20 protein-coding genes, 2 tRNA genes and 3 rRNA genes are annotated in these 22,219 nt (G+C 57.4%); 23 read left to right on the plus strand and 2 right to left on the minus strand.

The window, feature by feature from the left end; translation table 11 throughout:
* The first annotated feature begins 1 nt into the window (after window position 1).
* From LHU53_RS15065 to fliR, 11 genes are all read left to right on the plus strand, one after another.
* A complete protein-coding gene (locus tag LHU53_RS15065) occupies window positions 2–697 on the plus strand; it encodes a flagellar assembly protein FliH (protein WP_227333477.1) in 696 nt (231 codons plus the stop codon).
* Window positions 684–2,099 carry a flagellar protein export ATPase FliI gene (gene fliI, locus LHU53_RS15070; protein WP_227333478.1) on the plus strand — a complete coding sequence of 472 codons (1,416 nt, stop codon included), beginning with the start codon at window positions 684–686 and terminating at the stop codon, window positions 2,097–2,099. Before LHU53_RS15065 ends, fliI begins: the two co-directional genes overlap by 14 nt.
* Before the next feature lie 5 nt (window positions 2,100–2,104).
* Complete coding sequence (fliJ, locus tag LHU53_RS15075; protein WP_227333479.1) at window positions 2,105–2,569, plus strand: flagellar export protein FliJ; 465 nt, start codon at window positions 2,105–2,107, stop codon at window positions 2,567–2,569.
* Window positions 2,566–3,870 carry a flagellar hook-length control protein FliK gene (locus LHU53_RS15080; RefSeq protein WP_227333480.1) on the plus strand — a complete coding sequence of 435 codons (1,305 nt, stop codon included), beginning with the start codon at window positions 2,566–2,568 and terminating at the stop codon, window positions 3,868–3,870. Before fliJ ends, LHU53_RS15080 begins: the two co-directional genes overlap by 4 nt.
* A gap of 110 nt (window positions 3,871–3,980) precedes the next feature.
* On the plus strand, window positions 3,981–4,562 hold the full coding sequence (gene fliL / locus LHU53_RS15085) for a flagellar basal body-associated protein FliL (RefSeq protein WP_370632320.1): 582 nt from the start codon (window positions 3,981–3,983) through the stop codon (window positions 4,560–4,562).
* Between the two features lie 18 nt (window positions 4,563–4,580).
* Window positions 4,581–5,585, plus strand: a complete 1,005-nt coding sequence (gene fliM, locus LHU53_RS15090) for a flagellar motor switch protein FliM (protein WP_227333481.1) — start codon at window positions 4,581–4,583, stop codon at window positions 5,583–5,585.
* Window positions 5,575–6,006 (plus strand): flagellar motor switch protein FliN, encoded by a 432-nt coding sequence (gene fliN, locus LHU53_RS15095; protein ID WP_227333482.1) that lies wholly within the window; start codon window positions 5,575–5,577, stop codon window positions 6,004–6,006. The genes fliM and fliN overlap by 11 nt, the downstream gene beginning before the upstream one ends.
* A gap of 9 nt (window positions 6,007–6,015) precedes the next feature.
* Window positions 6,016–6,339, plus strand: a complete 324-nt coding sequence (locus LHU53_RS15100; RefSeq protein WP_227333483.1) for a flagellar biosynthetic protein FliO — start codon at window positions 6,016–6,018, stop codon at window positions 6,337–6,339.
* A gap of 3 nt (window positions 6,340–6,342) precedes the next feature.
* Window positions 6,343–7,116, plus strand: a complete 774-nt coding sequence (gene fliP / locus LHU53_RS15105; protein ID WP_370632322.1) for a flagellar type III secretion system pore protein FliP — start codon at window positions 6,343–6,345, stop codon at window positions 7,114–7,116.
* A 10-nt stretch (window positions 7,117–7,126) separates the two neighbouring features.
* Window positions 7,127–7,396: a flagellar biosynthesis protein FliQ gene (gene fliQ, locus LHU53_RS15110; protein ID WP_227333485.1), complete on the plus strand. Its 270-nt coding sequence runs from the start codon at window positions 7,127–7,129 to the stop codon at window positions 7,394–7,396.
* Between the two features lie 13 nt (window positions 7,397–7,409).
* Window positions 7,410–8,177, plus strand: coding sequence for a flagellar biosynthetic protein FliR (gene fliR, locus LHU53_RS15115; protein WP_227333486.1), 768 nt, complete (start codon window positions 7,410–7,412; stop codon window positions 8,175–8,177).
* A 9-nt stretch (window positions 8,178–8,186) separates the two neighbouring features.
* Here the strand turns inward: fliR and LHU53_RS15120 are convergent, their stop codons facing one another.
* Both LHU53_RS15120 and LHU53_RS15125 read right to left on the minus strand, forming a co-directional pair.
* Complete coding sequence (locus LHU53_RS15120; protein ID WP_227333487.1) at window positions 8,187–8,816, minus strand: response regulator transcription factor; 630 nt, start codon at window positions 8,814–8,816, stop codon at window positions 8,187–8,189.
* A 4-nt stretch (window positions 8,817–8,820) separates the two neighbouring features.
* Entirely contained in the window at window positions 8,821–9,927 is a 1,107-nt protein-coding gene (locus LHU53_RS15125; RefSeq protein ID WP_227333488.1) for an ATP-binding protein, read from the minus strand.
* Between the two features lie 73 nt (window positions 9,928–10,000).
* Here LHU53_RS15125 and LHU53_RS15130 point away from each other — a divergent pair, with 73 nt between their 5' ends.
* The 12 genes from LHU53_RS15130 to rrf all read left to right on the plus strand — a co-directional run bounded on the left by LHU53_RS15130 (window position 10,001) and on the right by rrf (window position 22,005).
* Window positions 10,001–10,441 (plus strand): hypothetical protein, encoded by a 441-nt coding sequence (locus LHU53_RS15130; protein WP_227333489.1) that lies wholly within the window; start codon window positions 10,001–10,003, stop codon window positions 10,439–10,441.
* A 17-nt stretch (window positions 10,442–10,458) separates the two neighbouring features.
* Window positions 10,459–10,821, plus strand: a complete 363-nt coding sequence (locus LHU53_RS15135) for a response regulator (protein ID WP_227333490.1) — start codon at window positions 10,459–10,461, stop codon at window positions 10,819–10,821.
* Between the two features lie 45 nt (window positions 10,822–10,866).
* Entirely contained in the window at window positions 10,867–13,038 is a 2,172-nt protein-coding gene (locus LHU53_RS15140; RefSeq protein ID WP_227333491.1) for a chemotaxis protein CheA, read from the plus strand.
* 38 nt (window positions 13,039–13,076) lie between these two features.
* Window positions 13,077–13,556 carry a chemotaxis protein CheW gene (locus LHU53_RS15145; protein WP_227333492.1) on the plus strand — a complete coding sequence of 160 codons (480 nt, stop codon included), beginning with the start codon at window positions 13,077–13,079 and terminating at the stop codon, window positions 13,554–13,556.
* A gap of 17 nt (window positions 13,557–13,573) precedes the next feature.
* Window positions 13,574–14,437 carry a CheR family methyltransferase gene (locus tag LHU53_RS15150; RefSeq protein ID WP_227333493.1) on the plus strand — a complete coding sequence of 288 codons (864 nt, stop codon included), beginning with the start codon at window positions 13,574–13,576 and terminating at the stop codon, window positions 14,435–14,437.
* A 100-nt stretch (window positions 14,438–14,537) separates the two neighbouring features.
* Entirely contained in the window at window positions 14,538–15,191 is a 654-nt protein-coding gene (cheD, locus tag LHU53_RS15155; protein ID WP_227333502.1) for a chemoreceptor glutamine deamidase CheD, read from the plus strand.
* Window positions 15,192–15,200: 9 nt separating this feature from the next.
* Window positions 15,201–16,292: a chemotaxis response regulator protein-glutamate methylesterase gene (locus LHU53_RS15160; protein WP_227333494.1), complete on the plus strand. Its 1,092-nt coding sequence runs from the start codon at window positions 15,201–15,203 to the stop codon at window positions 16,290–16,292.
* A 314-nt stretch (window positions 16,293–16,606) separates the two neighbouring features.
* A 16S ribosomal RNA gene (locus LHU53_RS15165) occupies window positions 16,607–18,141 on the plus strand.
* A 105-nt stretch (window positions 18,142–18,246) separates the two neighbouring features.
* Window positions 18,247–18,323 (plus strand) — tRNA-Ile (locus tag LHU53_RS15170).
* A 51-nt stretch (window positions 18,324–18,374) separates the two neighbouring features.
* A tRNA-Ala gene (locus LHU53_RS15175) sits at window positions 18,375–18,450 on the plus strand.
* A 399-nt stretch (window positions 18,451–18,849) separates the two neighbouring features.
* A 23S ribosomal RNA gene (locus LHU53_RS15180) occupies window positions 18,850–21,728 on the plus strand.
* Between the two features lie 164 nt (window positions 21,729–21,892).
* A 5S ribosomal RNA gene (rrf, locus tag LHU53_RS15185) occupies window positions 21,893–22,005 on the plus strand.
* The 16S, 23S and 5S rRNA genes sit together here with 2 tRNA genes alongside, the layout of an rRNA operon.
* Window positions 22,006–22,219 lie beyond the last annotated feature (214 nt).

Raw genomic sequence — 22,219 nt, forward strand, 5'->3', positions numbered from 1 at the left:
CATGCGTAACTACGCCCGTTTTATCCCTGGTGAAGAAATCGACGCGGTCGAGCAGTGGGAGTTTGGCTCCATCAACACCGCCGCCCAGTTGCAGGCCGCCCAGGCCAAGGCGCGAGAGGCCCAGGAAGAGGTGGCCCACGCCGAAGTGGATCGCCAGGAGGCCTTCAAGGAGGGGTTTGCCGCCGGGTTGGCGCAGGGCAAGTTGCAGGCCCAGGCCGAGCTGCAGCGCCAGCAACAAGCCTTCATGGAGACCCAGGTGCAGGATGCTGCGCGCCAGTTTGCCGCGCTGTTTGAGTCCGCCCAGCGCGCCCAGCTGGACGCCGAACAGGCCATGGCCCAGGGCGTGCTCGACTTGTCCTGCGAGGTGGCTCGCCAGGTGGTGCGCCACGAGCTGGCCAGCAACCCGCAGGTGCTGATGCCGGTGCTGACCGAAGCCATTGCCCTGCTGGGCGCCGAATTCAAGACCGCCGTGGTCAAGCTCCACCCCACCGACCTGGCCGCCCTGGGGCCGCAGATCCAGGCCAAGTTTGCCGACCTGCATGTGAGCTTGCGGGCCGAGCCTGCGGTGATGCCCGGCGGCTGCCTGGTGGAATCCGCCGGGATGGTGGTGGACGGCAGCCTGCCCCGGCGCTGGCAGCGCGCTGTGGCCACGCTCGGCCTGAGCGACCCGTGGGAGGTGCCCGGTGACCCCGCCTGACACGACCCTGAAGTGGCAAAACTTTTTGGCTGACGCGCAAAAGCGTGTGCAGACCGGCACCACGCTGGAAGTGCGCGGCACGCTGACCCGGCTGGCCGGGCTGGTGCTGGAGGCGGTGGGTATCCGCGTGCCGGTGGGCTCGCAGTGCTGGATCCGAAGCCGGGGGCAGCCCCCGGTGCTGACCGAGGTGGTGGGTTTTTCAGGCGACCGGGCTTTTTTGATGCCGGCTGGCGATGTGCATGGCCTGTCCAGCGGTGCCAGCGTGGAGCCCGCGCCCGCCTATGTGGTGGCACCCCGGCTGGGTGAGCGCCGCCAGACCGACCGGGTCAGCACGCTGGGCGTGTTGCGCCTGCCGCTGGGTGAGGGCCTGCTGGGCCGGGTGGTGGACGCCCACGGCGCGCCGATGGACTACAAGGGGCCGATTCAAAACGTGCACCCGGTGCCGCTGGACCGCAAACCCATCAACGCGATGGACCGCGACCCGGTGCGCGAAACACTCGACACCGGCATTCGCGCCATCAACGCCTTGCTGACCGTGGGGCGTGGCCAGCGGCTCGGTCTGTTTGCCGGCTCTGGCGTGGGTAAAAGTGTGCTGATGGGCATGATGGCGCGTTACACCCAGGCCGATGTGATCGTGGTGGGTCTGATTGGTGAGCGGGGCCGCGAGGTGAAAGAGTTCATCGAAGACATCCTGGGGGAAGAAGGCCGCGCCCGCTCGGTGGTGGTGGCCGCCCCGGCCGACGCGCCGCCGCTGTTGCGCATGCAGGGCGCCGCCTACGCCACCGCGGTGGCCGAGAGCTTTCGCGACAAGGGCAAACATGTGCTGCTGCTGATGGATTCGCTCACCCGCTACGCCATGGCGCAGCGCGAAATTGCGCTGGCCATTGGCGAGCCACCGGCCACCAAAGGGTATCCGCCGTCGTGTTTTGCCAAGCTGCCGCAACTGGTGGAGCGCAGTGGCAACGGTTTGCATGGCATTGGGTCGATCACCGCGTTTTACACCGTGCTCTCGGAAGGTGATGACCAGCAAGACCCGATTGCCGACGCGGCGCGCGCCATTCTGGATGGCCACATCGTGCTGTCGCGCACGCTGGCCGAGGCCGGGCACTTTCCGGCCATCGACATCGAGCAATCCGCCTCGCGGGTCATGCACAACGTGGTGGCGCGCGAGCATTTTGAGCTGGCGCGCAACTTCAAGGCGGTCTATTCGCGCTATGAAAAAGCGCGTGATCTGGTGCAGATTGGCGCCTACGCCCATGGGTCTGACCCGGCGCTGGACGAGGCCATCGCCCTGCATGAACCGATGATGAAGTTTTTGCAGCAGGACATGTTTGAAGCTGCGCCCCTGGCCGCCAGTGTGAGCCAGATGCGCCAAGCCACGACGCTGGCCGCTCGCAGGTGATCACCATGTCGGGTCAAAGAAGCTTGTTGCTCGCCATCGATCTGGCCACCTCCCAGCGCGATGAGGCCCAGACGCAGCTGCAAAAACACGTGCAGGCCCAAACGTTTGCGCAAGATCAGATGCAGCAGCTCCAGCAATATGCGCAAGAGACCGAGCAGCGCTGGCTGCAGGGGGCGCAGGTCAGCACCTCGCCCGAGATGCTGCAGCATCACTACCAGTTCATGGCGCGCCTGAACCAGGCCATCGAGCTGCAAGAGGGGGTGCTGGCCAACCACCAACAGCGCGTGAATGCCGCACGGCAGGTGCTGATGCAGGCCGAATTCCGGCTGATGAGTTTCAAGCAGGTGTTGGCAAGTCGGCAGGCGACGGCGCTGAAAGCGCGCGGGCGCCAGGAACAAAAACAGATGGATGAGCTGGCCGGCCTGCAGACGCAGCGCCAACAGCGCCTACAAGCGGAGAACGAAGCATGACGATCGACACCACCCGGGCGCCTGAAGGGGCCAAACCAGCATCGGCGGCGACTGTCAGTCGTGGCGCGTCAGCGGTCGGTCGCGCGGGCGCCGCGGGTGCACCCGGTGCCGCAGGCGCGGGGGGTGGGTTTGCCGGGCTGTTGAGTGCGCTGTCAGCACCCGATGCACAGAGCGCGCCGTTGGCGGCCGACCTGTCAGACGCGGACGCAGGTGCAGACGCTGCGTTGACACCGTCTGCGCTTGCCGACGACGAGGCGCAACTTTTGCTTCTGGCAACGGATATGCAAGGCTTGGTCGCGGTGGCGCCAACACCCGTGGCGCTGGCGACCGGTTCACCGGTGGTGGCACCGGCATCGTCGGCAGAGGCTTCTGGCTTGACGGCCCTGATCGCCGCGCAGGCAACACCTCTGACCAACCTGTCGGCTGAAAGCGCCAACACCGGCCCCGCTGCGGATGCCCCGGGCCAGCGGGGGCTGGCACCGTCTCAGTCAGCGGTTCAGGCGCCCTATGAACCCAAAGATGCGGTGGCCAAGGCTGCACAAGCCTCGGTGTTGGCGGCATCGGACGGTCGCGGTGCAGAACCTGCGCTGGCCAACACCGACGTTGCCACCTTGCTGGACCATCGCCGGGCGTCACAGTCACACGCCGCTGCCCAGACGCAGTTGGGGCTTCGGGATGCCCGCTGGCAGCCCGCCAGTGCGCAGGTCTTGGCCGCGCAGGACGCCAGCAGCGCAGCACCGGTCATCCTGTCTGCCGACGCCCTGACCGCCGCCACAGACCGACGCGACGCTCGACCAGGCATGGGGCAGATACGCACCGGTCTGGAGGGGGCTGCAGGCGGCAACGTGGCTGACCGGCTGGGCATCAACCCGACCTATGAAGTGGCTGCCGCCACGGCCGTGGTGTCTGAGGGGCAGGTGGCTGAAACCGTGAGTTATTGGGCTAGCCAGGGCGTGCAAAGTGCCGAGTTGACGCTGGACGGAATGGGCGATGAGCCGGTGGAGGTGCGGATCTCGCTGGAAGGTGATCAAGCGCAGATTGAGTTCCGCAGCAACCAGCCCGAGGTGCGCCAGGCGCTGGAGGGCGCTTCGGCGCAGCTCAAAGCCTTGTTGTCAGGCGAGGGGCTGCAACTCACCGGCATGTCGGTGGGCACCTCCAACCGCGGCGCCAGCCAGGGTGAGGGTGGCCAGCCCAAACCGTCCTCACGCCAGGCCAAGCTGGTCGCCCTGGAACCTGTCCGGGCCACCGCCACCCGGGCCGCCAACCCGGCGGTGGGACAGGCGTTAGACCTGTACGTCTGAAGTTAGACTCGCTAACCTGACAGATGCGGCGTTGTTGGGCCGTTTATTGGCCTATCAGGACGGTCGCTGCATCCAATAATGACCGTGTTTAATGTACCGAAGGAACCACTGTGGCGACCAAACCCGAAGCAGCCGAGGCAGACGCCAAACCGCCCGCCAAGGTCAAGAGCAAAAAGATGTTGATCATCATTGTGGGGGTTGTCCTGCTGTTGGTGCTGGGCGGCGGGGGTGCGTTTCTTTATATCAACAAGCAGCGCGCCGCTGACGCGGCCTTGGCTGAGGAAGAGGGCGGCGAGCCCGCCGCTGCAGCCCATGAAGGCGAAAAGCTGCCGCCGGTGTACCTGCCCATGGACAACATGGTGGTGAATCTGGCCGACCCGGGGGGTGAGCGGGTGGCCCAAGTGGGCATCACCCTGGAGGTGCGTGATGCCAAGGCCTCCGACAGTGTCAAGGCCTACATGCCCACCATTCGCAGCGGTGTCCTGATGCTGCTGTCGCAACGCACCGCTGATGAGATGCTATCTGCCGAGGGCAAACAAAAGCTGATCGACGATATTTTGCTGGAGGCGTCACGGCCCTACGGTGGTGGCACGCCCGAACCCGAGCCGGCCCCGGGCAAGAAAGTCCGCAAAAAAGCCAAGGTGGATTACCCCGTGGTGGGCGTGTTGTTTTCCAGCCTGATTGTTCAATGATGCGTTGTCTGCCTGGCCATGAGTGAATCTTTCCTGTCGCAAGAAGAAGTTGACGCCCTGCTGGAGGGTGTCACCGGCGAGAGCCAGAAACTCGCCGAAGAGGTGGCCGATAGTGGCGAGGTTCGGCCCTACAACATTTCCAGCCAGGAGCGCATCGTGCGTGGGCGCATGCCCACCATGGAAATCGTCAACGAACGTTTTGCACGCAATTTGCGGGTGGGCCTGTTCAACTTCATCCGCCGCAGCCCTGAGATTTCGGTGGGGCCGGTGACGGTGCAGCGCTACAGCGCGTTTTTGCGTGAACTGGCGGTGCCGACCAATTTCAACATTGTGGCCATCCGGCCCTTGCGCGGCAGCGGCATGATTGTCTGTGAGCCAGCGCTGGTGTTTGGCGTGATCGAGTCGCTGTATGGCGGCATCGGCAAATTCCAGACGCGTATTGAAGGACGCGACTTTTCGGCTACCGAGCAGCGGGTGATCAACCGGATGGTGGATGTGATCACCGACGAGTACAAAAAAGCCTGGGTCGGCATTTACCCGCTGGAGCTGGATTACCAGCGCTCGGAGATGCAGCCGCAGTTTGCCAACATCGCCACGCCCAGCGAGATTGTGGTGTCGACCTCGTTTCAGCTGGAAATTGGTGAAATCACTGGCGCGATCCACTTTTGCATGCCGTATGCCACGCTGGAGCCGATCCGGGACGTGTTGTACTCGTCGACCCAGGGCGACTCGATCGAGGTGGACAAGCGCTGGGTGAATGTGTTGACGCAAGAGATTCAAGCCGCCGAGGTGGTGCTGGTGGCCGAGTTGGCCCATGCGGATGCCACGGTGGAGCAACTGCTGGCCATGAAGCCAGGCGACTTCATTGAACTGGATCGCCAGCCGCGCATTCAGGCCAAAGTGGATGGCGTGCCGCTGTTTGAGTGCCAATACGGCACCCACAACGCCAAGTACGCGCTCAAAATTGACAGATGTTTGAGGAACAACGACCTCAACTGGAAAGGTGAACGACATGGCAACTGACGACAAATCCGACGACGACGGCCTGGCCGACTGGGCCGAGGCCCTGATGGAGCAAAAAAGCGCCGACTCTGCCGCCGCCCCCGAGCCGGGTGGTGTGCTGTCTGAGGATCATTCGCGCACGTTTTCGTCATCCAGCAGCCACAACGATATTCCCATCAACGATATCAACCGGGTGCTGGATATTCCGGTGCTGCTGTCGGTGGAGCTGGGCCGGACCAAGGTGCCGATCAAACACATCTTGCAGCTGGGTCAGGGCTCGGTGGTGGAGCTGGACGCCCTGGCCGGTGAGCCGATGGACGTGCTGGTGAACGGCTACCTCATCGCGCAGGGTGAGGTGGTGGTGGTGAACGACAAGTTTGGTATCCGCCTGACCGATGTGGTGACACCGTCAGAGCGCCTGCGCCGCGTCAGCAAAGGGTAGGGCGCAGCCATGTTGTCAGCGTGGTTGCCCCTTGTTCTGGCCATTGGGGTTCTGGCGGCCATTCCGTTTGGACTGAAGTGGTTGCAGCGCCGCATGGGGGTGGGGGTGACTGGCACGGGCGCGACAGCCAAGGTGATTTCCGCCGTGGCGGTGGGGCCGCACCAGCGGGTGGTGACGGTGGAGGTGGGGCCGGCCGAGGCGCGGGTCTGGCTCACACTGGGTGTCACCGCGCAGACCATCACCTGTTTGCACACCACGGCCGCAGCGCTCGGGCCAGAGGCTGCTCCGCATGGCCGTGAGGTGTCTGCCATCAGCGCCGGCACATCGGTGTAAGTTATGAAAAACAGCAACACGCATCGTCTCTCAGTCAGGATAAGCCAGGGGTTCACGGCCTTGTGGCTCTTGACGGGCCCGGCGCTGGCGTTGGCGCAAAACAATGCCCAACTGCCCTTGCTGGTGGGCACGGGTGGCTCGGGCGTGAATTTCTCGGTGCCGATCCAGACCCTGCTGTTTTTTACCGCGCTGTCTTTTTTGCCCGCCATTTTGTTGATGATGACGGGTTTTACCCGCATCGTGATTGTGCTGTCGCTGATGCGCCAGGCGCTGGGCACCCAATCGGCGCCGCCCAATCAGGTGGTGGTGGGCCTGTCCCTGTTTCTGACACTGTTTGTCATGGGGCCGACGCTGGACCGGGTGTACGCCGACGCCTATGTGCCCTACACCAACAACACGCTCACCTTTGATCAGGCCTTGCCCCGAGCCGAGGCGCCCATGCGCGAGTTCATGAGCAAGCAGACCCGCCAATCCGACCTGGCGCTGTTTGTCAAATTGGCCAAGCTGGACGCGGCCACGGACGCCCCCAGCGCGCCGATGCGGGTGCTGATTCCGGCGTTTGTGATCAGCGAGCTGAAGTCCGCCTTCCAGATCGGCTTCATGATCTTCATCCCGTTTCTGGTGATTGACATTGTGGTGGCCAGCGTGTTGATGTCGCTGGGCATGATGATGCTGTCCCCGGTGCTGGTGGCGCTGCCGTTCAAGCTGATGATTTTTGTGCTGGCCGATGGCTGGAACCTGCTCGTCGGGTCCCTGGCGGCCAGTTTTGTCACCTGAAGGGCGAACCATGAACGCACAAATGGTCCTGACCATGGGGCAAAACGCTCTGTGGATGATGTTGATGGTGTCGGCGCCGGTGTTGGGCGTGATTTTGGTGGTGGGGTTGCTGATCAGCCTGTTTCAGGCGGTCACCCAGATCAACGAGGCCACGCTCGCCTTCGTGCCCAAGTTGATCGCGGCCATGGCAGTCTTTGCGCTGGCCGGTCCCTGGATGTTGAGCACCTTGGTGGACTACATCCGGCGCACGTTTGAGTCCATTCCATCGGCCGTGATGTGAAACGGCCCAGGTCGTGATCACTTTCACCGAAGCGCAGCTGACGGCTTGGCTGTCACCCCTGATCTGGCCTTTTTTGCGGACTTTGGCGGTGTTCACCGCCGCACCGGTGCTGTCATCGAAGGCATTTCCGGTGCGCGCCCGCATCGGGCTGGCGTTTTTTGTGGCACTGGCCGCGCAGCCGACCTTGGGTGCACAACCCGTGATCAGCATCACCGGCAATGAGGCGCTGGGCGCGGTGATCCAGCAAGTGGGCGTCGGGCTGGCCATCGGTTTTGCGGTTCGGGTGGTGTTTGCCGCGGTGGAACTGGCGGGCGAGGTGATCGGGTTCCAGATGGGGCTGAGTTTTGCCTCGTTTTTTGACCCATCCATGGGGTCGCAGGCCAGCGCCGTGGGCCGGTTTTTCAGCCAGATGACGTTGTTCATGTTCGTGGTAATGAACGGGCATCTGCTGGTACTGATGGCGGTGATCAAGAGTTTTCAGAACTTTCCGGTCGACCAGAATTTTCTGGAAGCGCTCAAACACATGAAGGTGCTGGACTTGGGGGTGGACCTGTTTGCCAGTGGTTTATGGATCGCGCTGCCGATGGTGGGCATGCTGCTGTTTGCCAACTTGGCGCTGGGCATTGTCTCGCGGGTGGCGCCGCAGATGAACATTTACGCCATCGGTTTCCCGGTGACGCTGGCGGTCGGTTTGATTGGCATGGCCGCCACGCTGCCGATGATCGATGCGCCGGTGATGGCCCTGATGCAGCGTGCCATCGACGTCTTTGGCATCCAATAGATGGCTCGCTCAGACCAACCCGTTTCGTATGGCGTACACCGTCAGTTCCGCGTTGTTGGTGAGTTTGAGTTTCTCCAGCACCCGCGCTCGGTAGACGCTGACGGTTTTGGGGCTGAGCATGAGTTCGTCGGCGATGTCCGATAGCCGCTTGCCGGAGGCGATTTTCAGCAGGGTCTGCAACTCGCGTTCGGACAGGCTGGCGTGCAGGCTGGTGTCTTCGGGCGCATTCAAGTTGTCCACCAGCATCTGGGCCACGCTGGCGGTGACGTATTTGCGCCCTTGCGCCACGGTGCGCACCGCGGTGACCAATTCTGCCGGATCACCGGCCTTGTTCAGGTAGCCTTGCGCCCCCGCTTTCAGGCACCGGATGGCGTATTGGTCTTCCGGGAACATGGACACCATCAGCACCCGGATGGGTGAGTCCACCTCGCGCAGGCTGGCCAGCACTTCGAGCCCGCTGCGCCCGGGCAGGTTGATGTCGAGCACCAGCACCTCGCAGGGATGCGTTCGCAAGGCTTCACGCACTTCGGCGTAGGAGCCGGATTCGGCCACCACCTGGATGTCGGTGGCTTCGGACAGGGTGTCCTTGATGCCGCGCCGGATCATGGCATGGTCGTCGCACAAAATGACGCGAATCATGGGGTCACCGCTCCTGTGTTGTGGGTAGGTCATCGTCAAGCGGGATGGACAAAGTGATCGCGGTGCCCAGACCTTTTTGGGAACTGATGTCCAGCCACCCACCCACGGTTTTGGCGCGTTCCTTGAGCCCGCTCAGGCCAAATCCACCCTCTTTGGGCGGTGTGTCGGCTGACAAGCCTTGGCCGTTGTCCGCGATTTCGAGGGTCAGGAAGTGTGCATCACCCGAGAGGTCGATTTTGACCTGGCTGCATTGGGCGTATTTGCTGGCGTTGGTGAGCGCTTCCTGGGCCGTTCTGTAGGCGGTCAACTGGATGGCTTTGGGCAAGGATTCGCTGTGCAGCTCGGCCCGGATCTGGGTCGGTATGCCGGTGCGGCGTGAGAAGCTGTCACCCAGCCAGTGGATGGCGGCGACCAGTCCTTGGTCCAGAATGGCCGGGCGCAGGTTCATCATGATGCGCTGGCTGGCTTCCACCGCATGTTGCAGCATGTGGGTGGCCGCCAAGACATGCGCTTGGGTGCCGTCGTCCGTGGCGTGGCGGCCGATCCAGGCCAGGTCAAACCGGATGGCGGCCAGCGAGCCGCCGATGTCATCGTGGATTTCCCGGGCAATCGCCGCCCGTTCTTGCTCAATGGTGCTCTGGAGTTGTTCGGCAAAACTCGCCAGCTGCTTTTGCGACTGCGCCAACTCCAGGTCGGCCTGCCCCCTGGCCAGCACGACGTGATGCATCTCGATGGCGCGTTGTGCCACATGGCGCAGTTTGGGCAGGTCTTCCTTGGGCAGGTAATCACTGATGCCCGCCTGAATGGCCTGGACCGCAGCCGTTTCACCAATGGCACCCGAGAGCAGGATGAACGGCAACCGGACACGCAAGCGGTTCATCAGCTGCCACGCGTCCAGGGCGGTGAAGCCGGGCAGGCGGTAGTCAGCCAGCACCAGGTCGAAGTTCCGCTCGGTCAAGGCCTGCTCAAAGTCTTCCAGGCTTTCAACGTGGACGATCTCCAGCGGTTCGCCTGACTTCTGAAATTCACGCTTGACCAGCAGGTGGTCCTGCACCGAGTCCTCCAGATGGAGGACCCGCAAGGGCGCGTGTTTAGGATCTTCGTTGGGCATGATTGGCGCTATGATTGTCCGCAGGTTTGATTCTGCTTGTTTTAAGGTGTCCTGAGCGGAGATTCCACAGCAAATGTCACTTCAACCAACATTTTCAACCCCGACCGTGGCCTTGCCAGTGATGCTGGTGGCCGAGGTGCAGGATTCGTTGCTGGTGGTGGTGCATGACTTGAAGCGACTCGATGGCTTGCTGGCCCACACGATGGACAATCTGCTGCAGCGGTTTTCGGCAGCCAGTGCGGATCTGTCCGACCCAGCCCTGTTGGCGATGCGAGAGCTTGAAGGCGTTCGCGCCACGTTAAATGCCGCCGTGACCGAGCTGCAGTTCCAGGACATGGCCTCACAGCTCATTGTGCACACCTCGAAAATTCTGCAGGGATGTGCCTACCGCCTGGCCTCGGACTCCATGGGGCCTGAGGACGGCGAAGCTGTGCCGTTTGTCGAAGATGTGCCGGAGCGCCCCAACCCGGTCACCCAGGATGAGATGCAGGCAGGGTCAATTGAGCTATTTTGATATTGTTGGAGTTACCCATGCCTGTCATTCTCACTGTCGATGATTCACCATCCATGCGCAAGATGGTGTCATTTACCTTGATCGGTGCTGGCTACAAGGTCATTGAGGCGGTCGATGGTGTTGATGCTTTTGAGAAAGCGCAGCTCCAACCGATCGACCTGGTGCTGACTGACCAGAACATGCCCCGCCTGGATGGCCTGGGTCTGACGCGCAAGCTGCGTGAACATCCTCAGTTCAAAATGGTGCCCATCCTGGTGTTGACCACGGAGTCAAGCGACCTCATGAAACAGGCTGGCCGGGCGGCCGGTGCAACCGGTTGGCTGGTCAAGCCGTTTGACCCGGGTCGGCTCATTGAGGTGATCAAGAAGGTCATCAAATAGCACCGTTGTTCGACGGTACAAAACATTAGATTCCTGGAGACAGATATGGCTGAAGTGCATCATGAGAGCAGTGGGTCCAGCGCAGACTTTGACCTGAGTCAGTTTTATCAGATTTTTTTTGAAGAGGCCGGGGAAAATCTGGACCTGATGGAGCAGATGTTGCTCAGTCTGAATCTGGAAACAGCTGACGACGAAGAACTCAATGGCATTTTCCGATGTGCCCACTCGGTCAAAGGCGGTGCTGCCACGTTCGGGTTTTCGGACGTGGCTGAGTTGACGCACCAGATGGAATCATTGTTGGACAAATTGCGCCGCCATGAACTCAAGCCCAATGCCTCGATGGTGGATGTGTTGTTGGAGTCTGCTGATGTATCCCGCGCCTTGCTGGCATGTCATCAATCCGGGAAAGTGGGCGAGGGCCCGGCAACGGCCAACCTTGTCAGTCGCATCCGGTCTTTGGCGGCCGGCGAAATACCCCCGCCGCAAGCGGCTGCCAAGCCTCCCGCGCCACCGAAACCCGAACCTGTGAAGGTCGCTGTGGCCGAGGCGCCGCCAGCTCCGGCGGCCGCTGCCCTCAGTGGCGGTATGCGTCACCTGGAGATCCGATTCGTCCATCTCGACCAGCCCAGTCAGGCGGATGCGATTGCCGAACTGTTCAGAGACATCCCCGGACTGGGCGACATCAAACCCCTGTCGCCTGCTGGCATCGCGCCGGACGCGCGAATTTTTGACGTGCACACGACCTCGAACGATGATGATTTGCTCGATTTGTTCGCTTTCCACGTGTCGCGGGAGCACGTTGTCATCACCGACATGAATGCGATCTCGGCACCTGCGGCGGCACCGCAGCCTGCCGCCGAGCGGGTGGCTTTGCCGGTTGTGGCGCCGGACCATTCGGTCGCGAGCTCAGGAGAGTTCGGATTTTTTGACGGCGCGCCGGGTGCCCCGCAGGCGCATGTGATGGAACCTGCTGCCTCCATGGTCTCTGAGGCAGGGGGTGCCAAAACGCCACCCAGCGCGGCCAGGGCGCCCGTCGCTGGCAATGCGCAACCGGAGGCCGCCACGATTCGTGTGGCGATCAGCAAGGTTGACCAGCTGATCAATCTGGTGGGTGAGTTGGTCATCACACAGGCGATGCTGGCGCAAAACAGCCGCGCGCTGGACCCGGCGGTGTATCAGCAATTGCTGACCGGGTTGACCGATCTGGATCGCAACACGCGTGACCTGCAAGAGTCTGTCATGTCGATTCGCATGATTCCGATGTCGATCGTCTTTAGCCGTTTTCCCCGCATGCTGCGTGATTTGGCCAGCAAGCTGGGTAAAAAAGTGGACTTTGTGACCCAGGGCGAAGCCACAGAACTTGACAAGGGGCTCGTCGAGAAGATCACCGACCCGCTCACGCATCTGGTGCGCAACAGTTGCGACCATGGCATCGAGACGCCGCAGGAGCGCAGTCTTGCCGGCAAGCCTGAAACCGGCACGATCACCCTCTCTGCCGCGCATCAGGGCGGGTCGATCGTCATTGAAGTTCGTGATGACGGCAAAGGGATGTCCAGGGAAAAAATTCTGACCAAAGCACGCGAGCGCGGGATTGATGTCTCTGACCAGATGCCAGACGCTGAGGTGTGGCAGCTTATTTTTGCGCCAGGTTTTTCCACCGCCGATGTGGTGACCGATGTGTCGGGCCGTGGCGTTGGGATGGACGTGGTCAAGCGAAACATCACGTCCTTGAACGGTACGGTTGAAATCGACTCCATTGAAGGCAAGGGCATGAAGGTGTCGGTGCGCTTGCCTTTGACACTGGCCATCATGGATGGCATGTCGGTTGGCGTGGGCAACGAGGTGTATATCTTGCCGTTGTCCTCGGTGGTCGAGTCGTTTCAGGTCAAATCTGATGCGGTCAGCACGGTTGGGCAGGGGTCTCAACTGGTCAAAGTGCGCGACGAATATATGCCGGTCATCGAGTTGGAGAAAGTATTTCAGGTTCCAAGGTACGACTCAGATAAGACCAGCGACATCATGGTGGTGATTGAGGCCGACGGCAGCAGGGTCGTTTTACTGGTGGACGAGTTACTTGGACAGCAACAGGTGGTTGTCAAGAATCTTGAATCCAATTACCGCAAAGTTCCCAACGTGTCCGGTGCAACCATTCTCGGTGACGGCAAAGTTGCACTTATCCTGGACACCGGTGCCTTGGTACGGCGTTCACGTCATTAACTTATCCGCGGACCCTGTCTGTGAAGGAATCTAGCGATATGGAAAAATCAATGGAAGAGTCAAGTACGAAAGTCTGTGAGTACCTGACTTTTCGACTCGATCGCGAGGAATATGGCATTGATATCTTGAAAGTTCAAGAAATCCGTGGTTATGAACCTCCGACACGCATTGCCAATGCACCGTCTTTTATCAAGGGTGTGGTGAATCTGCGAGGTACGATTGTCCCGATCGTGGATATGCGGATTAAATTTAATTGTGTGAACGCGCAATATGATTCTTTCACCGTTGTGATTATTCTGAATCTGCGTCACCGTATTGTGGGTATCGTGGTTGATTCGGTGAGTGATGTGATGGGTTTGGTGCCTGACCAAATGCGGGCCGCACCAGATATCGACAGCATCATCGACTCGGACGCCATCATTGGTTTGGGCTCGCTCGACGATCGGATGTTGATTCTTCTGGATATTGAAAAACTTATGTCAGGTTTGGAAATGGGCCTGGTGGCGGATGACCAGTAAACAGAAGACATCGCTTCATGATTGATTCGGTGGCATTGATGACTGCGCGGGGTGGTCATCCGTCGGACATGCAAAGCAGAGAGTTTTCTTGGGTTGATGCGGATTTTGATCGTGTGCAAAAGCTCATTTACCAACGCGCAGGTATCAGTCTGCACAATGGTAAACATGCCATGGTCTACAGCCGATTGTCCCGGCGACTGCGAGAGACAGGCCACAAAAGCTTTAATGAGTATCTGGCGTGGCTGGAATCCAGTGATGGTCCGGAGTGGCAGGAATTCATCAACGCGTTAACGACAAATCTGACGTCATTTTTCCGAGAAAACCATCATTTCGATATTTTCCGTAAACATCTGACGCTAAATAAACAGCGGAGTAAATGGCGAGTTTGGTGTTGTGCCGCTTCCACCGGCGAGGAGCCGTATTCAATCTTGATGACTGCTGTGGAGGCGTTGGGGCCACACCCCAGTGTGTCATTGATTGGTAGTGACATTGACTCCAAAGTGCTTTCTACGGCGGCGCGCGGCGTTTATCGGATTGAGAACTTGAAGAACATCACCGACAGTCAGTTCCGCGAGTTTTTCCTCCGAGGTAAAGGGGCCAATGCCGGTATGGTTCGAATCAAGCCAGAGTTGCAGAAAATGGTTGAATTCAAGATTGTGAACCTGGTTCGTGATTCCTGGCCATTTCAAGAGTTGTTTGATGTCGTTTTTTGCAGAAATGTCATGATTTATTTTGACGCGCCGACACAACGCCGGGTACTCGAGCGCATTCATCAGGTCATGACACCAGGGGGATTGCTGTTCGTGGGGCATGCCGAGAACTTCAGCGAATCTCGTGACCTCTTCGTGTTGAAAGGCAAGACCGTGTATGAACGAACATAAGTATGGTCTTGGACCTGTTGGGGGTTAATGCAGCCATGGTAGCTATCCCATGACGATGCCCATCTCCGGTTTTGGCGGGGCGTCGACCCAAGCGCGGGGCATGCCAGGTGCTGTCAGGCAGCCGGTGGGTGCGCGTGTGTCGCAACTGGAGCGTTTGAAGTCGTTGCCGCGTAGTGCTGGCGAGGCTTCCTTTTTTTACGCAGACCACCACTTTCAGTACGATGCCGTGAAGGTGTTGCCCGGTGAGTACTACGTCTCCAATGAAGACATGATGGTCATGACGGTATTGGGTTCATGCATCGCCGCCTGCATTTGGGATGGCCGAGTTCGGGCCGGTGGCATGAACCATTTCATGCTGCCGGAGGGCGATGGTGTTGAGGGCGGTGGCCGTTACGGTTCCTATGCGATGGAGTTGTTGATCAACCACTTATTGAAGCTCGGGGCCCGTCGGGAGTCCATGCAGGCGAAGATTTTCGGTGGTGCACAGGTTGTGGCCGGCTTTGCCTCGATGAATGTGGGTGAGAGAAACACCAAATTTGTCCTTGATTATTTGGCGACGGAACGCATACCGGTTGTCTCTCAGGACGTGCTGGATATTCATCCCAGGAAAGTGTGTTTCTTTCCCGTCACTGGCAAGGCGCTGGTCAAGCGGTTGGCGCATGCGCATCCAGAGACACTCGCGGTTGAAGAGCGCAAAGGCAATGTTGTGGCGGTTGTCCGGTCCACGTCGGGTGGGTCGGTTGACTTGTTTTGAGAGGCTTGGGTGAAAAAGATTCGTGTACTGGTGGTGGATGACTCAGCGCTCGTACGTAGCTTGCTGGCCGACATCATCAATCGGCAGTTTGATATGGAGTGTGTTGGTGCAGCCAACGACCCCCTGGTGGCCAGGGAAATGATTCGGGAGCTCAATCCGGATGTCCTCACCTTGGACATTGAGATGCCACGGATGGATGGTCTTGACTTTTTGGGGCGTTTGATGCGCTTGCGTCCCATGCCGGTGGTGATGATTTCCACGCTGACCGAGCGAGGTGCCGAAGCCACCATGAAAGCGCTTGAGTTAGGCGCTGTGGATTTTGTTTCAAAGCCAAGATTGGGCGTTGTCGATGGCTTGGGCGAACTCTCAGCTCAAATTGTTGACAAGGTGCGCGTCGCCGCCAAGGCCAATGTCAGACGAAGCTCTTCGGTGCCTGTGACGGCTGCGTCAAGCGCCCCGGAACAAGCTGCTCCCGGCCAAGTCGTTGGCGCGCTGAGATCCAATTTTTCGACAGAAAAACTGATTTTTATCGGCGCCTCAACAGGCGGGACAGAGGCGATCAAAGACATTTTGATCAGATTGCCGGCCGATTTTCCTGCCGTCTTGGTGACGCAGCACATGCCACCAGGATTCACAAAAACCTTTGCAGCCAGGCTCAACGGCCTGAGCAAATTGGCGGTGCGGGAGGTAGTCAATGGCGAGAGACTTCTTCCTGGCCACGCCTACATCGCGCCAGGGGGCATGCAGTTTCGTGTGGATCGCAGTGGTGCCAACTATCTGGCGGTTGTGGAAGACGGCCCTCCAGTCAACCGCCATAAACCTTCTGTTGAGGTGCTTTTCAAGTCTGCTGCCAAAATTGTGGGGCGCAATGCTTGTGGTGTCTTGTTGACTGGCATGGGAAATGATGGAGCCAGGGCACTCCGCGAAATGAAGGATGCAGGCAGCTACAATTACGTGCAGGACGAGGCGTCGTGCATTGTGTTTGGTATGCCGAGAGAAGCTATCTTGCAGGGTGCAGCCGACGAAGTCTTATCGCCTGCGGAGATTGCCCAGGCGCTGATGTCAAGAGTTAGGCTCACGCCAGACCGGTATCGCATCTAGTTGATCCTCAGACGTTTGTTCGGCGGGCAAAAAAAAGAAATTTTTTTGCGAGATGTGAGAAATCTGTGCCATAATACAAGGCTTCGCTGATCACGGTGAAGCAAACAAGTGGTGGTAAAAGCTGCTTTGTGGATCATTAAAAACATACAGCCGATAAGCGTGGGCGTTTGAAGCGAGAGGCTCAAGTTCTTTAGAACTTAGTCTTAATTGGCTAACAAACGCTCATGAAGTAAAAAAGATGTGAAATTCAGAAATGAAGTTCACGTTGATTCCAATTTATGAGTTGCATAGAAATGTGCAAAAAATTCAAGATCGAACTATAGAGTTTGATCCTGGCTCAGATTGAACGCTGGCGGCATGCCTTACACATGCAAGTCGAACGGCAGCACGGGAGCAATCCTGGTGGCGAGTGGCGAACGGGTGAGTAATATATCGGAACGTGCCCAGTCGTGGGGGATAACGCAGCGAAAGCTGTGCTAATACCGCATACGATCCATGGATGAAAGCGGGGGATCGCAAGACCTCGCGCGATTGGAGCGGCCGATATCAGATTAGCTAGTTGGTGGGGTAAAAGCTCACCAAGGCGACGATCTGTAGCTGGTCTGAGAGGACGACCAGCCACACTGGAACTGAGACACGGTCCAGACTCCTACGGGAGGCAGCAGTGGGGAATTTTGGACAATGGGCGCAAGCCTGATCCAGCAATGCCGCGTGCAGGATGAAGGCCTTCGGGTTGTAAACTGCTTTTGTACGGAGCGAAAAGGCTTCTCCTAATACGAGGGGCTCATGACGGTACCGTAAGAATAAGCACCGGCTAACTACGTGCCAGCAGCCGCGGTAATACGTAGGGTGCGAGCGTTAATCGGAATTACTGGGCGTAAAGCGTGCGCAGGCGGTTTTGTAAGACAGATGTGAAATCCCCGGGCTCAACCTGGGACCTGCATTTGTGACTGCAAGGCTAGAGTACGGTAGAGGGGGATGGAATTCCGCGTGTAGCAGTGAAATGCGTAGATATGCGGAGGAACACCGATGGCGAAGGCAATCCCCTGGACCTGTACTGACGCTCATGCACGAAAGCGTGGGGAGCAAACAGGATTAGATACCCTGGTAGTCCACGCCCTAAACGATGTCAACTGGTTGTTGGGTCTTTACTGACTCAGTAACGAAGCTAACGCGTGAAGTTGACCGCCTGGGGAGTACGGCCGCAAGGTTGAAACTCAAAGGAATTGACGGGGACCCGCACAAGCGGTGGATGATGTGGTTTAATTCGATGCAACGCGAAAAACCTTACCCACCTTTGACATGTACGGAACCCTTTAGAGATAGAGGGGTGCTCGAAAGAGAGCCGTAACACAGGTGCTGCATGGCTGTCGTCAGCTCGTGTCGTGAGATGTTGGGTTAAGTCCCGCAACGAGCGCAACCCTTGTCATTAGTTGCTACATTCAGTTGGGCACTCTAATGAGACTGCCGGTGACAAGCCGGAGGAAGGTGGGGATGACGTCAAGTCCTCATGGCCCTTATAGGTGGGGCTACACACGTCATACAATGGCTGGTACAAAGGGTTGCCAACCCGCGAGGGGGAGCTAATCCCATAAAGCCAGTCGTAGTCCGGATCGTAGTCTGCAACTCGACTACGTGAAGTCGGAATCGCTAGTAATCGTGGATCAGAATGTCACGGTGAATACGTTCCCGGGTCTTGTACACACCGCCCGTCACACCATGGGAGCGGGTTCTGCCAGAAGTAGTTAGCTTAACCGCAAGGAGGGCGATTACCACGGCAGGGTTCGTGACTGGGGTGAAGTCGTAACAAGGTAGCCGTATCGGAAGGTGCGGCTGGATCACCTCCTTTCTGGAAACATTTAGCTTCTCAAATTGAACGCTCACACTTATCGGTTGTTGGAAGGCAAAGTCGCTGACGACTGCGGTGCAAACCTAGGTCTCAAGTGACCGACTTGGGTCTGTAGCTCAGTTGGTTAGAGCACCGTCTTGATAAGGCGGGGGTCGTTGGTTCGAGACCAACCAGACCCACCAATGTCGGGCTGCTGCAGTGAATGAAGTCCTCCGATGATTCTTTCTGGCTTGGGGGGTGTAGCTCAGCTGGGAGAGCGGCTGCTTTGCAAGCAGTAGGTAGCGGGTTCGAGTCCTGTCACCTCCACCAACGTTTTAATGGTTCTTATTGGCTGTGTGTTTATTCAACACTAAAGTTACTTTGAGTATGATTGCTTAAGGTGATTTTAGTGTTGATCAAGATAGCTTGATCAACATAGACTGACCCTTTTGGGGTTGGTGGCTGTTCTTTAACAATTTATAGAGTTTAATCAGCGTTGCTAGCGGAAAGTGCACATTCGTAAAGGTTTCGTGCATACCGTGCCGCTAGTGACAAATTTTGATTGCGTCAAAATGAATATCAGACTTCACGTTTGAAATTCGAGTTATTCAAGTTAAATTGAATACGGCATAACGCGACAGGTGAGAGACCTGTCAAACATTCCTTGATAAAACGATGGTATTTCGAAAGAGTCCGTAAGGATCTCATTCTGAGATGTCAAAGTTATAGGGTCAAGTGAATAAGAGCATGTGGTGGATGCCTTGGCAATGATAGGCGACGAAGGACGTGATAGCCTGCGATAAGCTTCGGGGAGCTGGCAAATGAGCTTTGATCCGGAGACTTCCGAATGGGGAAACCCACCTGCAAAGGTATCGCATGATGAATACATAGTCATGCGAGGCGAACCGGGTGAACTGAAACATCTCAGTAGCTCGAGGAAAAGACATCAACCGAGATTCCGAAAGTAGTGGCGAGCGAAATCGGAGAAGCCTGCAAGTGATAGCGCAACTCTTAGCAAAACAGTCTGGAAAGTCTGGCCATAGCAGGTGATAGCCCTGTATGCGAAAAGAGATGTGTGGTACTAAGTTTGCGACAAGTAGGGCGGGACACGTGTAATCCTGTCTGAATATGGGGGGACCATCCTCCAAGGCTAAATACTCATCATTGACCGATAGTGAACTAGTACCGTGAGGGAAAGGCGAAAAGAACCCCGGGAGGGGAGTGAAATAGATCCTGAAACCGCATGCTTACAAAAAGTAGGAGCCCGCAAGGGTGACTGCGTACCTTTTGTATAATGGGTCAGCGACTTACATTCAGTGGCAAGGTTAACCGAATAGGGAAGCCGTAGAGAAATCGAGTCCGAATAGGGCGAATTAGTCGCTGGGTGTAGACCCGAAACCAAGTGATCTATCCATGGCCAGGATGAAGGTGCCGTAACAGGTACTGGAGGTCCGAACCGACTAGTGTTGCAAAACTAGCGGATGAGCTGTGGATAGGGGTGAAAGGCTAAACAAACTTGGAAATAGCTGGTTCTCTCCGAAAACTATTTAGGTAGTGCCTCAAGTATTACCGTTGGGGGTAGAGCACTGTTTTGGCTAGGGGGTCATGGCGACTTACCAAACCAATGCAAACTCCGAATACCGACGAGTACAGCTTGGGAGACAGAGCACCGGGTGCTAACGTCCGGACTCAAGAGGGAAACAACCCAGACCGCCAGCTAAGGTCCCTAAAATTGGCTAAGTGGGAAACGAAGTGGGAAGGCTAAAACAGTCAGGATGTTGGCTTAGAAGCAGCCATCATTTAAAGAAAGCGTAATAGCTCACTGATCGAGTCGTCCTGCGCGGAAGATGTAACGGGGCTAAGCCAGTTACCGAAGCTGCGGATGTGCAATTTATTGCACGTGGTAGGAGAGCGTTCTGTAAGCCTGTGAAGGTGCGTTGAGAAGCGTGCTGGAGGTATCAGAAGTGCGAATGCTGACATGAGTAGCGTTAAAGGGGGTGAAAAGCCCCCTCGCCGTAAGCGCAAGGTTTTCTACGCAACGTTCATCGGCGTAGAGTGAGTCGGCCCCTAAGGCGAGGCAGAGATGCGTAGTTGATGGGAAACAGGTCAATATTCCTGTACCGATGTGTAGTGCGATGTGGGGACGGAGAAGGTTAGCTCAGCCAACTGTTGGATATGTTGGTTCAAGCCTGTAGTCGTGCCTGGTAGGTAAATCCGCCGGGCTTAGATGAGGGGTGATAACGAGGCAGCTTGCTGCCGAAGTGAGTGATACCCTGCTTCCAGGAAAAGCCACTAAGCTTCAGCTACACACGACCGTACCGCAAACCGACACTGGTGCGCGAGATGAGTATTCTAAGGCGCTTGAGAGAACTCTGGAGAAGGAACTCGGCAAATTGACACCGTAACTTCGGAAGAAGGTGTGCCTTTAGTAGGTGAAGGGATTTACTCCTGGAGCCCAATGAGGTTGCAAAAAATCGGTGGCTGCGACTGTTTATTAAAAACACAGCACTCTGCAAACACGAAAGTGGACGTATAGGGTGTGACGCCTGCCCGGTGCTGGAAGATTAAATGATGGGGTGAGAGCTCTTGATTGAAGTCCCAGTAAACGGCGGCCGTAACTATAACGGTCCTAAGGTAGCGAAATTCCTTGTCGGGTAAGTTCCGACCTGCACGAATGGCGTAACGATGGCCACACTGTCTCCTCCAGAGACTCAGCGAAGTTGAAATGTTTGTGATGATGCAATCTCCCCGCGGAAAGACGGAAAGACCCCATGAACCTTTACTGTAGCTTTGTATTGGACTTTGAACAGATCTGTGTAGGATAGGTGGGAGGCTTTGAAGTAGGGTCGCTAGATTCTATGGAGCCAACGTTGAAATACCACCCTGGTGTGTTTGAGGTTCTAACCTAGGTCCCTTATCGGGATCGGGGACAGTGCATGGTAGGCAGTTTGACTGGGGCGGTCTCCTCCCAAAGCGTAACGGAGGAGTTCGAAGGTACGCTAGTTACGGTCGGACATCGTGACGATAGTGCAATGGCATAAGCGTGCTTAACTGCGAGACTGACAAGTCGAGCAGATGCGAAAGCAGGACATAGTGATCCGGTGGTTCTGTATGGAAGGGCCATCGCTCAACGGATAAAAGGTACTCTGGGGATAACAGGCTGATACCGCCCAAGAGTTCATATCGACGGCGGTGTTTGGCACCTCGATGTCGGCTCATCTCATCCTGGGGCTGTAGCCGGTCCCAAGGGTATGGCTGTTCGCCATTTAAAGAGGTACGTGAGCTGGGTTTAAAACGTCGTGAGACAGTTTGGTCCCTATCTTCCGTGGGCGCTGCAGATTTGAGGAAGCCTGCTCCTAGTACGAGAGGACCGGAGTGGACACACCTCTGGTGTATCGGTTGTCACGCCAGTGGCATTGCCGAGTAGCTATGTGTGGAAGAGATAACCGCTGAAAGCATCTAAGCGGGAAACTCGTTTCAAGATGAGATCTGCCGGGGCCTTGAGCCCCCTGAAGAGTCGTTCAAGACCAGGACGTTGATAGGTCGGGTGTGTAAGTGCAGCAATGCATTGAGCTAACCGATACTAATTGCTCGTGCGGCTTGACCCTATAACTTTGATTCACCTAAGCCGTGCAATCAAGGAAGTTATGCCAAGTTGACGCATTCAAAATCCAGGTGGCAACACCTGGTGTCTAACAAGACAAAAAAGCTGATTAGCTCTATAAATTGATCTTCTTGATGCACAAAAACATCAAAAAGATAAAAAGTTTTGCCTGACGACCATAGCGAGGTGGCTCCACTCCTTCCCATCCCGAACAGGACAGTGAAACGCCTCTGCGCCAATGATAGTGCGGATTCCCGTGTGAAAGTAGGTCATCGTCAGGCTCCCAACGCCAAAAACGCCCAGTCGCTTGACTGGGCGTTTTTCTTAGAAAGAAAAAAGTTCTAAGAAAAACGCAAAAAGCGTTGTAGAATACAAGGCTTCGCTGATCACGGTGAAGCAAACAAGTGGTGGTAAAAGCTGCTTTGTGGATCATTAAAAACATACAGCCGATAAGCGTGGGCGTTTGAAGCGAGAGGCTCAAGTTCTTTAGAACTT

The organism is Rhodoferax sp. U2-2l (assembly GCF_020594515.1).
Classification (GTDB): Bacteria; Pseudomonadota; Gammaproteobacteria; order Burkholderiales; family Burkholderiaceae_C; genus Rhodoferax.